The 13,955-nt window shown below is 57.8% G+C and carries 10 protein-coding genes; 7 read left to right on the forward strand and 3 right to left on the reverse strand.

Annotated elements, in window-relative coordinates; all coding sequences use genetic code 11:
• The first annotated feature begins 85 nt into the window (after positions 1-85).
• The 5 genes from pepN to AKU79_RS11570 all read left to right on the forward strand — a co-directional run bounded on the left by pepN (position 86) and on the right by AKU79_RS11570 (position 6,538).
• Positions 86-2,638: an aminopeptidase N gene (pepN, locus tag AKU79_RS11550; RefSeq protein ID WP_050523902.1), complete on the forward strand. Its 2,553-nt coding sequence runs from the start codon at positions 86-88 to the stop codon at positions 2,636-2,638.
• 75 nt (positions 2,639-2,713) lie between these two features.
• Positions 2,714-3,586 carry a lysophospholipid acyltransferase family protein gene (locus tag AKU79_RS11555; RefSeq protein ID WP_050523740.1) on the forward strand — a complete coding sequence of 291 codons (873 nt, stop codon included), beginning with the start codon at positions 2,714-2,716 and terminating at the stop codon, positions 3,584-3,586.
• 30 nt (positions 3,587-3,616) lie between these two features.
• Entirely contained in the window at positions 3,617-5,128 is a 1,512-nt protein-coding gene (gatB, locus tag AKU79_RS11560) for an Asp-tRNA(Asn)/Glu-tRNA(Gln) amidotransferase subunit GatB (RefSeq protein ID WP_050523741.1), read from the forward strand.
• Positions 5,129-5,199: 71 nt separating this feature from the next.
• Complete coding sequence (locus AKU79_RS11565) at positions 5,200-5,895, forward strand: YoaK family protein (protein ID WP_050523742.1); 696 nt, start codon at positions 5,200-5,202, stop codon at positions 5,893-5,895.
• Between the two features lie 226 nt (positions 5,896-6,121).
• Positions 6,122-6,538, forward strand: a complete 417-nt coding sequence (locus AKU79_RS11570) for a hypothetical protein (RefSeq protein ID WP_050523743.1) — start codon at positions 6,122-6,124, stop codon at positions 6,536-6,538.
• On the opposite strand, the gene AKU79_RS11575 is transcribed toward AKU79_RS11570, so the two are convergent.
• From AKU79_RS11575 to AKU79_RS11585, 3 genes are all read right to left on the reverse strand, one after another.
• Positions 6,539-7,645, reverse strand: a complete 1,107-nt coding sequence (locus AKU79_RS11575; RefSeq protein WP_050523744.1) for a pyridoxal phosphate-dependent aminotransferase — start codon at positions 7,643-7,645, stop codon at positions 6,539-6,541. It abuts the gene before it with no gap.
• A gap of 103 nt (positions 7,646-7,748) precedes the next feature.
• Positions 7,749-10,829: a valine--tRNA ligase gene (locus tag AKU79_RS11580; RefSeq protein ID WP_050523745.1), complete on the reverse strand. Its 3,081-nt coding sequence runs from the start codon at positions 10,827-10,829 to the stop codon at positions 7,749-7,751.
• Positions 10,830-10,936: 107 nt separating this feature from the next.
• Positions 10,937-11,368 (reverse strand): Lrp/AsnC family transcriptional regulator, encoded by a 432-nt coding sequence (locus AKU79_RS11585; protein WP_050523746.1) that lies wholly within the window; start codon positions 11,366-11,368, stop codon positions 10,937-10,939.
• A 133-nt stretch (positions 11,369-11,501) separates the two neighbouring features.
• Here AKU79_RS11585 and AKU79_RS11590 point away from each other — a divergent pair, with 133 nt between their 5' ends.
• Together AKU79_RS11590 and AKU79_RS11595 are read left to right on the forward strand one after the other, a co-directional pair.
• On the forward strand, positions 11,502-12,641 hold the full coding sequence (locus tag AKU79_RS11590; RefSeq protein WP_050523747.1) for a type III PLP-dependent enzyme domain-containing protein: 1,140 nt from the start codon (positions 11,502-11,504) through the stop codon (positions 12,639-12,641).
• 177 nt (positions 12,642-12,818) lie between these two features.
• Complete coding sequence (locus tag AKU79_RS11595) at positions 12,819-13,907, forward strand: DUF2235 domain-containing protein (RefSeq protein ID WP_050523748.1); 1,089 nt, start codon at positions 12,819-12,821, stop codon at positions 13,905-13,907.
• Positions 13,908-13,955: the final 48 nt, after the last annotated feature.

A 13,955-nucleotide genomic window follows, 5' to 3' on the forward strand; every position in this document is an offset into this window, starting at 1 on the left:
GGGCGCCGAATAGATTGGGGGGTGGTTGAACCCCGCCAAGCGCGGCGCTAACGTGGCGCCAACTTATGCAATAAAGGCCAATGAAATGAATGACGCATCACCCAAAGCCATCCTTCTGGCCGATTACACGCCCTTTCCCTATGCGCTTGACCATGTAGCGCTGCATTTCAAACTGCACCCCACGCAAACCCGCGTCACGGCGCGCCTGTCCTTTGCCCCCAATCCGGCGGCCAAACCGGGCCAGGACTTGCGGCTTGACGGTGAAAAGCTGGTGCTTAAATCCTTGTCGCTAAACGGCAAACCCCTTGCTTGCACGCCCGATAAAACCGGCCTGACCATCCCTGCCGCCGACCTGCCAACCGGCAATTTCACGCTTGAATCCGAGGTTGAAATCTCGCCGCAAACCAACACGTCGCTGGACGGGCTTTATATGTCAGGCGGCATGTATTGCACCCAGTGCGAGGCGCAGGGCTTTCGCAAAATCACCTATTACCCCGACCGCCCCGATGTCATGGCCCGCTTTGATGTGACGATGCAAAGCGACATGCCGGTGCAACTGTCAAACGGCAACCCTGTGGGCGCGGGCGCATGGCATGACCCTTGGCCAAAACCGGCCTATCTGTTCGCGCTGGTGGCAGGCAATCTGGTGGCCTATTCCGACAGTTTCACCACGATGTCGGGCCGCAATGTCGCCCTGAATATCTACGTTCGTCCGGGGGATGAGGGCAAATGCGCCTATGCGATGGACAGCCTGATCCGGTCAATGAAATGGGATGAAGAGGTTTACGGCCGCGAATATGACCTTGATATCTTCAACATCGTCGCGGTCGATGATTTCAACATGGGCGCGATGGAAAACAAAGGGTTGAACATCTTTAACTCGAAACTGGTCCTCGCCACACCCGAAACTGCCACCGATGATGATTACGCGCGGATTGAGGCTGTGATCGCCCATGAATATTTCCACAACTGGACAGGCAACCGCATCACCTGCCGCGACTGGTTCCAGCTTTGCCTGAAAGAGGGGCTGACAGTCTACCGCGACCAGCAGTTTTCGGGCGATATGCGCAGCTATGCGGTGAAACGGATAGAGGACGTGCTAACCCTGCGCGCCCGCCAGTTCCGTGAAGATGGCGGCCCGCTGGCCCATGCCGTACGCCCCGAGTCTTATGTCGAAATCAACAATTTCTACACCGCCACCATCTATGAAAAAGGCGCCGAGGTGATCGGGATGCTGCGCACCTTGGTCGGCGATGCGGGCTATCGCAAAGCGCTCGATCTCTATTTTGACCGCCACGACGGCGATGCCGCCACGATTGAGGATTGGCTTCAGGTATTTGAGGATGCCACAGGCCGCGATCTGACCCAGTTCAAACATTGGTACAGCCAGGCGGGTACCCCGCATCTGACGGTGACAGACGACTTTAAAGATGGCATCTACACCCTTCATATTGAACAGAAAAACCCTGCCACACCGGGCCAGCCGGTCAAGGATGCAAAGGTTATTCCCGTGGCCGTGGGTTTGTTGAACCCCAACGGCGATGAGGTGGTGCCAACAACCGTGTTGGAACTGACACAGGCGCGCCAGAGCTTTGCCTTCCACGGCCTTGCCGCGCGCCCCACGCCCTCAATCCTGCGCGGATTTTCTGCCCCCGTGGTGCTGTCGCGGGTCACGACCTCGGCCGAGCGTGCGTTCTTGCTGGCCCATGACACCGACCCCTTCAACAAATGGGAGGCGGGTCGCGCTTTGTCCAAAGAGGCGCTGTGCCGCAAGATCACCGATAATGCGCCCACCTCACCTGATTGGCTGGCCGCGATTGAAACCGTCACCTTTGACGACGCGCTCGACCCCGCGTTCCGCGCGCTCACCCTGCGCTTGGCGGGCGAGGACGACCTTGCCCAAACCCTGCATGCCGCAGGCCATGTGCCAGACCCGGCAGTGATTCATACGGCCCGCCAAGCGATGCTGGCCGATCTGGCGCAGCACCTTGCCCCGCGTCTGCCTGCGCTGATTGCCAGCATGGCGACGCCCGGCCCGTTTGATCCCGGCGCAATTGCTGCGGGCAAACGGGCCTTGCGGCTGGCCGCGCTGTCGCTGCAATCGCGGCTTGATGATGGCAAGGCGGCCGCAGCGGCCTTTAAGGCGGCCAATTCCATGACCGAACAAATGGGCGCCTTGGCAGTGCTTTTGGATATCGGCCAAGGCGCCGATCAAATCGCGGCGTTCCGCCAGCAATGGCAGGCCGACCGCCTTGTGATGGACAAATGGTTCGCCCTGCAAGTCAGCTATGCCGCCCCCGATGCCACCGCCGAAGTCACAGCAGCTTTGACCCAAGACCCCGATTTCGATTGGAAAAACCCCAACCGCTTCCGTGCCGTCATTGCCTCGCTTTCTGGCAATCATGCAGGGTTTCACCATGCCTCGGGCGACAGCTATCGCCTGCTGGCCGACTGGCTGATCAAGCTTGACCCCGTAAACCCGCAAACCGCCGCGCGTATGTCGACGGCCTTTGAAACCTGGCCGCGCTATGATGCCGACCGCCAAGCCATGATCCGCGCCGAACTGCAGCGCATCCAATCCACCCCGAACCTCAGCCGCAATCTGGGCGAAATGGTGGGGCGGATGCTGACCGCCTGACACAACGCGGGGGCAGGGCGCACTTGCCCCCCGTCTCGTCACAACCGCGTTACGGAATCACGCCATCTTGGGCGTATGAAACAGCGCCTTGACCCCCTTTTGACCGAACGCGCGCCTTGGCTTGCCAGGCCCGGCTTTGGCCCCTTTCGTCGCAGCATCGAACGGCTATTGCGATACCCTGAAACCCTGACTTGGGCGCAGATCTGCGAAACGCTGCCGCCCGAGCGTGTGATGTCGGTGATGTCGTCCCTGATCGCCTGCAACACCAGCGCTAAAGGCCTTGAGAACATTCCCCGCACCGGCCCAGCCCTGATCGTGGCCAACCACCCCACAGGCATTGCCGATGGCATAATCCTGCACCACCTGCTGGCCCCGATCCGCCGTGATCTCTATTTCTATGCCAATAGCGATATCTTGCGGGTGCTGCCGCAAATGGCCCCGATGATCGCGCCGGTCGAATGGCGCAAGGATAAGCGCAGCCATAGCAAAACCCGCGAAACCCTTGCCTTCACGCGCCACGCGGTCGCCCAAGGCCGCATCGGCGTCATCTTCCCCTCGGGCCGCTTGGCAAAACGCCACGGCTTGCGCCTGCATGAACGCCCGTGGATGCAATCCGCCGCCCAGATCGCGCGCAAATACGACCTGCCGATCATTCCCGTCAACATCCGCGCCCGCAACTCGGGCCTGTTCTACCTTCTCGACCGCCTGCACCCCAGCCTGCGTGACATCACCCTGTTCCATGAGGTACTGAACAAATCCAACCAACCGTTTTCGCTGACCGTAGGCCGCCCGATCCCCGCCGCGCAACTGCCGCTAAACCCCGAGGTGGCAACCCAATACCTGCGCGATGAAACCTTGGCCTTGGGCGACCACAAATCCCCCGCCGTCAGCCTGCTGAAAACCTCGCGGTTGCCAATCTGGCTTGAACCCTTGCCGCCGCTGCCGTAAACAGGCGCCAAGCCAAATAAGGGACGCGCCATGCTTGATCTGACCTATGAAAACCCCAAACCAAAGGTAATCGCCGGGGCCAAGCATGATTGGGAACTTGTGATCGGGATGGAAATCCACGCGCAGGTCTCCAGCAGCGCCAAACTGTTTTCCGGCGCCTCGACCCAAGTCGGCGCTGAACCCAACGCGAACGTGGCCTTTGTGGATGCCGCAATGCCCGGTATGTTGCCGGTCATCAATGATTATTGCGTTGAACAGGCCGTGCGCTCGGGCCTCGGGCTGAAAGCACAGATCAACCTGTGGTCGGCCTTCGACCGCAAGAACTATTTCTACCCCGACTTGCCGCAAGGCTACCAGATCAGCCAACTTTACCACCCCATCGTGGGCGAGGGCGAAGTGTTGGTCGAACTTGCCCCCGGCATCGCGCGGCTGGTGCGGGTTGAACGTATCCACTTGGAACAAGACGCGGGCAAGTCGATCCATGATATGGACCCGACCATGTCTTTCGTCGATTTCAACCGCACTGGCGTGGCCCTGATGGAAATCGTCAGCCGCCCCGATATCCGCTCGGCCGAGGAAGCCACCGCCTATGTCACCAAACTGCGCCAGATCCTGCGCTATCTGGGCACCTGTGATGGCAACATGCAAAACGGCAACCTGCGCGCCGATGTGAACGTGTCGGTCTGCCGCCAAGGCCAGTATGAGAAATATCAGGCGACGCAAGACTTCAGCCACCTTGGCACACGCTGCGAAATTAAAAACATGAACTCGATGCGCTTTATGACCCAAGCCATTGATTATGAAGCCCGTCGCCAGATCGCGATTCTGGAGGATGGTGGAAGCGTCCACCAAGAAACCCGCCTCTATGACCCGGACAAAGGCGAAACGCGTTCAATGCGCAGCAAGGAAGAGGCGCATGACTATCGCTATTTCCCATGCCCCGACCTGCTGCCGCTGGAAATTGATCAGGCATGGGTTGATGACATCGCCGCCAAAATGCCCGAACTGCCCGATGCCAAAAAAGCGCGCTTCATGGCCGATTTCGGCCTGACCGATTATGACGCCAACGTGCTGACCGCCGATCTCGACAGCGCCGGTTTCTTTGAAACTGTGGCCCGCGGTCGCGATGGCAAAATCACCGCGAACTGGGTGATCAACGAACTCTTTGGCCGCCTGAACAAAGAAAGCCTGACCATTGCCGACACGCCAATGTCGGCCGACCAGTTGGGCGGGATTATCGATCTGATTACTTCGGGCGAAATCTCGGGCAAAATGGCCAAAGAATTGTTTGAACTGGTCTGGACCAATGGCGGCACACCTGCCGATGTCGCTGCTGCAAATGGCATGAAACAGGTCACCGATACCCGCGCGATCGAAGCTGCCGTCGATGAAATCATCGCCGCCAACCCTGCACAGGTTGAAAAGGCGCAGGCCAACCCCAAGCTGGCTGGCTGGTTCGTCGGTCAGGTCATTAAGGCCACGGGCGGCAAGGCGGCCCCTGCAATGGTGCAGGAACTAGTGGCGAAAAAGCTGGGTCTATAAAGACCCGGCCAAGCCGCCGGATCGTCTGGCGATGCTCTGAAGGCCATAGAACATAAGGTGTAGGGCCAAATATGCTGATCAGGGTTGGCGATGATCGTAATTCCAGCATTGATCTGGTTTTGGCCGCCGTCTTGTCCTTGGTGGCCGGCGCGCTGAATGCGGCGGGTTTTTTGATCGCCGGCTCTTTTACCGCAAACATGACAGGCAATATTTCGGCCTTTGCAGATCATATCGCAAATGGACAGCTTGCCCTCGCATTTTCTTTCTTAGGCTTGGTGTGCGCTTTCGTTTTTGGCGCAATCGTGGCCGCCTTTGTCATCCAGACGGGCGAGCGAAAGAAGCTTCGCTCGATCTATGCCCTGGCAATTTTGGCCGAGGCAGGGCTGCTATTGGCCTTGGGGCTTGCGTATGTCTTGATGAAAAGCACAGTCAACGAGGCGCAGCTTCTCACAGCCCTCAGCTTTGTAATGGGCCTTCAAAACGCTGTTACAACTATGATTTCCAGGGCGCGGGTGCGCACTACCCATGTTTCGGGTATGGCAACCGACATTGGAATCGAATTGGCCGCAATGGTCGGCGGCAGCCGCTTGCGGCGCGAGGCTGCCCCAAAACTGACGTTGCACGGCCTGACGCTTATCTGTTTTGCAATAGGGGGTGTTTGCGGCGCCCTCATTTTGGGTCTGGTTGGCTATTGGCTGCTGGTGATCGCCGCTGCGGTTTTGTTGCTCCTCGCTTTGCCCGAAGTACTCCGTGCCCGTCATCATTAAGCGATTGCGCTTCTGACGTTTGTTCCAAAGCAGGCGATGATGCACTTCGGTCGCGGGGACCCGAAATGTATCAAGACGTTAAAATTTGGTAAATGGTTTTACGAAAATCGTTTTATAACAATATCTTGTGGAAATGTCCGCGCGCGGTCAACCGGCGAAAATCGCACCCTTCCCCTAAAGCCTTCAATCGGCTAGCTTACCCGCTGTAAAAGCCTCAGGAGGCCGCATGAAATGCTTTGAATATCAAGTCGTTCCCGCCCCCAAAAAAGGCGAGAAAGCCAAAGGCGCCAAGACCCCGGCAGATCGTTTCGCTGTGGCCCTGACTGTTTTGATGAATAAAATGGGCGTCGCCGGCTGGGAATATATCCGCGCCGATACTTTGCCCTGCGATGAAAGGGTCGGCCTTACCGGCTCAAAAACAGTTTATCAGCACATGCTGGTTTTTCGCCGTGAATTGCATGCCGAGGCCGTGGAAATGCTGGAACCTTCCGCCTCGAAAAAGGCCAAGACCCAGAACGCGCCCCCCATCCTTCTTGAGCCGAAACTCTCGCCCATTCCGGCCGAGTTGTTTTCTGATTCCGAGCCTGATGAGCCCGAGGATTTGAAAGCCCAGCCCAAACAGGCCAACGCGGCAGCCAAATAATCAGCCCCTTGCGGCCGCCAGCGCCGCAGGCAGCGCCTCGGAAAAGGATTTCAACGCCGCCGCATTTCCAAGGCTGACGCGGATACAGCGGTCCATCGGGGCTACGCCGGGCATGCGAACAAACACCCCGCGCGCGCCCAGCTCTTGCAAGACTTGCCGCGCAAAGGCACCGTCCTGCCCGCAATCAAGGCAGATGAAATTCGTGGCGGATGGCAGGGCCACCAGCCCGTTCTCTTGCCCGACCCGCGCAAATTCTTGCCGCGCGGTTTCGACTTTGCTTTTGCAGTCGGCCAGCCAGTCTTGATCTTGCAACGCCGCCAAAGCCCCGGCCTGCGCGATACGGCCCACACCGAAATGATTGCGCACCTTATTGAATGCCTGCACCAATTCCGGCGCTGCAATCGCGTAGCCTACCCGCAAGCCGGCCAAGCCGTAGCCTTTGGAAAACGTCCTGAACCGGATCACGCGGGGGTCATCTGCCGCCACATCTGGCGCGCTGCTTGCGGGGGCCAAATCAATATAGGCTTCATCCAAAATCAGCAAACAGCCCTTTGGCAACTGCTCGATCATCGCCTCAATCTCGGGCGCAGCGATCTGGCTGCCCATAGGGTTGTCGGGGTTGGCAAGATAGATCAGCTTGGCGCCCACCTCATTCGCCCGCGCGATAAGCGCCTTGGGGTCTTCAAAATCACCGCGATAGGGCACCTTATGCAATGTGCCACCAAAGCCCGCCACGTGAAAATTGAACGTCGGATAAGCCCCGTCCGAGGTGACAACGGCATCACCCGGCCCAATAATCAAGCGCACCAAATAGCCAAGCAACCCATCAATGCCTTCGCCCACCACGATGTTTTCAAGGTTGACGCCATGATGGCGCGCAAGGGCAAGGCGCAGGTCATAGACCTCGGGGTCACCATACATCCAAACATCGCGCGCCGCAGCGGCCATCGCGGCAACTGCCGCGGGCGAGGGGCCAAACATGTTTTCATTCGCCCCCAAGCGCGCAGCAAAGGGGCGGCCAATGGCGCGCTCTTGGGTTTCAGGGCCGACAAAGGGCACCGTGGCGGGCAGAGCAGTAGCAAGAGGTGTATATTGCGGAGTTTTCATAGCGAGAAGATACGCGATAAACGCGTCCCTCTTCAAGCGCCGAGCTGATGCTGCCGCAAATGGCCAAGGGCTCCAAGGGGGCATGCCCCTTGGAGTGATAATTTTAGCTGATTTCGCCCAAACGGGTCAGCGCAGCTTGGATTTTGGCGATCTCTTCATCACCCAAGGCCAGCTTTTCGCGGGTTTCTTCGACGACTTCGGGCTTGGCGCTTTCCACGAATTTGGGGTTGTTCAACCGGCCGCGCAGGCCGCCCATGTCCTTGGCCAGTTTTTCCATCGACTTGGTAAGCCGCGCTTTTTCTTCGGCCACGTCAATCAAACCTTCAAGCGGGATCGCAAAGGTCGCGCCCTCGGCGGCTACGGTGATAGCGCCTTTTGGCACCTCTGCCGCCTCGGTCGCAGACTCAATCCGTGCCAGGCGGAAGATGAGCGCCTCATTGGCGGCAAAGGCCGCTTTGGCGGTATCATCAAGGCCAACCAACAGCAGATTAACCTTTAGGCCGGCAGGCACATGCATCTGCGCGCGGGCCGAGCGGATATCGTCGATCAGCCCGGTAACCCAGTTCATTTCGCGCATGGCGTCAGCGTCGATCAGCTCTTCGCCATAGGTTGGCCAGTCGGTGTGAACCATTGGCTTGGCGCGGGTGCCGGTGGTGGCCCACAGCTCTTCGGTGATAAACGGCATGATAGGGTGCAGCATGATCATGCATTGATCCAGCACCCAAGCCATCGTTTTGCGCGTTTCATCGGCTTGGTCGCCATCGAACAAAGGCTTGGCAAACTCGACATACCAATCGCAGACCTTGCCCCAGACAAAGGCGTAAAGCGCATTGGCCGCGTCGTTGAACCGATACGCCTCCAGTGCCGCATCCACCTCGGCGCGGGTTTTCGCGGCCTCGGAGATAATCCAGCGGTTCACGCGGGCCTCGGCCTGCGGTGGCTGGCTGGTGGCGTGGCCTTCCCAAACGCCGTTCATTTCGGCGAAACGGCAGGCATTCCACAGCTTGGTGGTAAAGTTGCGATAGCCTTTGATCCGTTCCTCGGACAGTTTCAAAACACCACCCAGCGAGGCCATTTGCGCCATGGTAAAGCGCAAGGCATCGGCGCCGTATTCATCGACAATCACCAGCGGGTCGATGACGTTGCCACGGGTTTTCGACATCTTCTCACCCTTTTCGTCGCGGACGAGCTGGTGAAGGTAGACGGTGTCAAAGGGTTCTTGGCCGACGACAGCAAGCTGCATCATCATCATGCGGGCGACCCAGAAGAACAGAATATCCTGACCGGTGACGAGCACATTTGTCGGGAAATACTTTTGTAATTCCAGTGTGTTATTCGGCCATCCTAATGTACCGATAGGCCAGAGACCCGAGGAAAACCAGGTGTCGAGCACATCGGGGTCGCGCCAAACCGGATAGACCAGATGGGTCGGGTCTTGGTTCACGTTATACTCGGCAAGGCTGGCGGCAAGGGTTTCAATCGCCGCGTGTTTATCGGCCACCTCGACAATCCGTGCATGGCTGAGCGGGTTCGGAATATCGGCATTGTTGTCGAAGAAGCCGTTTTGCACATCTTCGAATGACGCGGCGCAGTGCTGAACAGTGCCACGTTGCAGCATGCCGTCCGAGAGAAGAAGGCCCAGAATATCAACTTCATCAAGGTCTTCTTCGTCCTCCAGCTTGCCGTCATAGCTGAGGTCAAGGCCGTACCAAACCGGAATCTGATGGCCCCACCAAAGCTGGCGCGAAATGCACCATGGCTCGATGTTTTCCAGCCAGTGGAAATAGACCTTTTCACCGGATTCGGGCATGATTTTGGTGCGCCCTTGCCGTACGGCATCCAGCGCGGGTTCAACGATTTTCGCGGTATCGACGAACCATTGGTCGGTCAGCATCGGCTCGATCACTACTTTGGAGCGGTCGCCAAAGGGCTGCATCACCGGCTTATCCTCGACAAAAGGCACAAGCTGGAGGTGTTCGGAATTGGTCTCAACGTCGATGGATTTAACCAGTTTGGTGACGGCCAGCCCCTCATAGGTGATGTCAGCGATCACCTTTTTGCGGGCCTCAAAGCGGTCGAGGCCGCGGTATTCTTCGGGGACAAGGTTCATTGCGGCAATCTTGGCCTCGTCAAAATCTTCGGTGCCGTTGGCAATGGCTTGCGCGGTTGCAGCCTCCTCGGCATAGGGGCGGCCATCGGCGCGCATGGCCCCGCGTGTATCCATCAAGGAATACATCGGAATGTTGTTGCGCTTGGCGACTTGATAATCGTTGAAATCATGCGCGCCGGTGATTTTCACCGCACCCGAGCCGAAGTTTTTATCGGGATACTCATCAGTGATGATCGGAATCAGGCGGCGCTGTGCCTTTGGTCCAACCGGGATTTCGCATAGTTTTCCGATAATTGGCGCGTAACGTTCATCTGATGGATGAACAGCAACGGCGCCGTCACCCAGCATGGTTTCGGGGCGCGTGGTGGCGATGGAAATATAGTCACGCGTTTCGCGCAGGGTGACATTGCCATCCTCGTCGCGTTCCATATATTCATAGGTTTCACCACCGGCCAACGGGTATTTGAAATGCCACATATGGCCCGCGACTTCGATATTCTCGACCTCAAGATCGGAAATCGCGGTTTCGAAATGGGGGTCCCAGTTGACCAAACGCTTGCCGCGATAGATCTGGCCTTTGTTGTACATTTCAACAAAAACCTTGATGACGGCATCGTGGAAACCTTCGTCCATGGTAAAGGCGTTACGCTCCCAATCACAGGAAGCACCCAGTCTTTTCAATTGGTTGACGATCGTGCCGCCGGATTCCTCTTTCCATTCCCACACCTTTTCCAGAAAGGCGGGGCGGCCCATGTCAACGCGCTTGGGCAGGCCTGCGGCGGCCATCTGGCGTTCAACCACCAGCTGGGTCGCGATGCCTGCGTGGTCCTGACCCGGTTGCCACAGCGTGTCATAGCCCTGCATACGTTTCCAACGGATCAGAATATCCTGAATAGTATTGTTGAACGCGTGGCCGACATGTAGCGAACCGGTAACGTTCGGCGGTGGGATCATAATGCAGAAAGTTTCATCTTTTGAAGCATTTGCACCGGCACGAAAGGCGCCATCGGCCTCCCACTTGGCAGAGATACGGGCTTCGGCCTCGGCGGCGTCAAAGGTTTTTTCCATCGGCATCTTGCGGCTCTTTCTATCTGGCGTTTGCAGGGGTTTTAGCGCGGTCTGGCGCCAAGGGAAAGCCAAAGCGCGTGCGGCGGTTGGGGCGTCAGACGTTTTTGCGTTGGTTATGCGGTGCGGTCGATTTTGGTCGACAGATGGATCAGGCTTTCGGAAGAACGCACGCCCGGCATTGAACCGATGTCATCCAGCACCTGATCCAACATCTGCGTGCCCGGGGCGGTGACTTGAAGCAGCAGATCGAAGCGCCCCGAGGTGGTGAAAACGCGTTCAACCTCGGGCATGGATTTCAGGCGGGCAAGGCAAGCTGCCTGCGTGCGAGGTTCGATCGAAAGCAGCACCGAGGCGCGCAGGCGGTTTTGCCGACCTGCAGCCCCCAACTTGACGGTATAGCCCGCGATTGTACCGTTGCTTTCCATCCGTTCCAGCCGCGCCTGAATGGTTGAACGGGCGGTTTTAAGGCGACGCGCCAAGGTGGCCACCGAGATGCGGGCATCACTGCTAAGTTGGCTAAGGATCGTGCGGTCTAGGTCATCCATACAAGTTGCCCGAATTTTTGGTTATTATAACCAAAGTTTCCACCATTTCTATCGGTTTGTTCGGTGATTTTGGTGCATTTAGCGGCGATTCTGGCTGCCAGTGACGAGCAACATAAAAACAGGGGTAAAGCTGATGGATCTTACGAAAATGGTTTGGAGAAATCCGGCAGAGTATCTGACAGCTTTGAAGCCTGAAAACCCTGTGTTGTTTTTCGCGCCATCGGCTTTGCAGGCCACGGCCCAAGAATTCATCAACGGTTTTGCGGGAACGGTAACTTACGCCGTCAAAGCCAATCCAGCCGAGTCGGTGATAAAGGCTTTGGCAGCGGCGGGGATTGCTGCGTTTGATGTGGCGTCACCCGAAGAAATGCGGCTGATCAGGCGTTTGGCCCCGGATGCTGTGCTGCATTACAACAACCCTGTACGGGCGCGGTCCGAGATTGGCGAGGCGGTGGCTTTGGGCGTACAGTCCTATTCGGTCGATGATGCGGCCGAACTGGCGAAACTCGTCAGCCTGGTTCCGCCACAAGGGACCGAGATCGCTGTGCGATTTGCATTGCCTGTAGCAGGTGCAGCCTATGATTTCGGTGAGAAATTTGGCGCCACGCCCGCGCAGGCCGCAGTTTTGTTGCGCGCCGTTGAAAATGCGGGTTTTGTGCCGTCGCTATGCTTTCACCCTGGGACACAATGCAGCGCGGCTGGGGCCTGGGAAAGCTATATCGCCGAAGCGGCCGAGATTGCCAAAGCCGCGGGCGTGCGCATTGCGCGCTTGAATGTGGGGGGCGGCTTTCCAAGCTATCGCATTGCCGACCTGCCGCCGGACTTGCCTGCGATTTTTGCGGCGATTGCGCGGGCGACAGCGCAAGCCTTTGGTGAGGATGCGCCAAAGCTGCTGTGTGAGCCGGGGCGCGGTATGTGTGGCGATGCCTTTGCTTTGGCAACCCGCGTCAAGGCGTTGCGCGAGCGGGGGGACGTGTTCTTGAATGATGGCGTTTATGGCGCCTTGGCAGAACGCCCGATGCTGAATGTGATTGACCGAAGGTTGGTTATTTCATCCGAAGGCGTGCGGCGATCAGCGCCTTTGGTGCCGCGCGTCGTGTTTGGCCCGACCTGCGATTCCGTTGATCGTTTGCCGGGTAAAGTGATGCTGCCCGCTGACCTAGAAGAAGGTGATTTTGTGTTGTTTTACGGGATGGGGGCCTATTCTTGGGTGACCAACACCCGTTTTAACGGCTATGGCGCGCTTGGGTTTGAGCAAGTGCAGTGCCTGTAGGCCAAGGCATTTCAGACCTGTGAACGACGTTGGCTAGACAAACGCGATTTGGGCGCTAGGATTTGTAACAATGGCCAATGGGGCGATTGGGCAGGTGAAGGGCTACGTTTTTGCGTTGAGGTTATCTTTACCAAATGGCCTCTACGGTTAACGCAAAGATCTGAAAGAGAGGCCGCCTTGTCACTGCTTCGCCGTATTCAATCATGGTTTCGGCGCACGCCCCCAACGATATCAGAAGGGCGGACTGGCGATGACCGCGCGGCGCGTGGCGCTGTAGATCATATCATCATTCTGGATGGTACGATGTCGTCTTTGAAGCCGGGTTATGAAAGCAACGCGGGGCTGTTGTTCAAGTTGCTGGCCGAAGCCGGGCCAATGGTTCATCGGCGGATTTATTATGAACCGGGCGTTCAATGGGTGGATTGGGGGCATATCAGCGATGTCGCGCGTGGGCGCGGGATAAACCGCCAAATCCGTCGGGCTTACGGCTTTTTAGCAAGCCACTATGAGCCGGGCGACCGTATTTTCCTGCTGGGATATTCACGCGGAGCTTATGCAGTGCGGTCACTGGCGGGGGTGTTGGATCAGGTGGGTTTGCTGCGCCGCGATTGCGCGACCGAGCGCAATGTGCAACTGGCCTATCGGCACTATCAGTTGGACCCAAATGGCCATGCCGCCAAGGCCTTTGCCCAGCAGTTCTGTCATGGGTCTGTGCCGATTGAAATGGTCGGCGTTTGGGATACGGTCAAAGCCTTGGGCATTCGTTTGCCGTTTTTCTGGATGCTGTCCGAGCATGAGCATGCGTTTCACAACCACGCGCTTGGCCATTCGATCAAACACGGTTTTCATGCCTTGGCGCTGAATGAGACGCGGGTGGTGTTTGAGCCGGTGTTATGGACCTGCCCGCCAAACTGGGCTGGCAATATCGAGCAAGTGTGGTTTCGCGGGGCGCATGCCGATATTGGCGGGCAGATCGGCAAATTTCAGGCGGCACGGCCTTTGGCTAACATTCCTTTGGTGTGGATGCTCGAACGGATGGAGGCCTGCGGTACCGTGCTGCCCAAAGGCTGGCGCGAGCGGTTTCCCTGTGACCCAATGGCCCCCATGGTTGGCACCTGGCGCGGGTTTGGCGCCTTGTTCCTGTTTCGCCAGCGGCGGAAGGTCGGGCGAGATCCGTCCGAGCATTTTCATCCCACCGCTTTGGCCAAGCCTTCGCGTTGGCGTTTGGGACCAAAGGTTGTGCCGGGCCATTTGCGTCTTCCCTAAGGCTTGCCCGATTTGATGGGGCCTGATCAGTATGGGCTATAAAATCCA

It is taken from the genome of Pseudorhodobacter wandonensis (assembly GCF_001202035.1).
GTDB classification, from domain to species: Bacteria; Pseudomonadota; Alphaproteobacteria; order Rhodobacterales; family Rhodobacteraceae; genus Pseudorhodobacter; species Pseudorhodobacter wandonensis.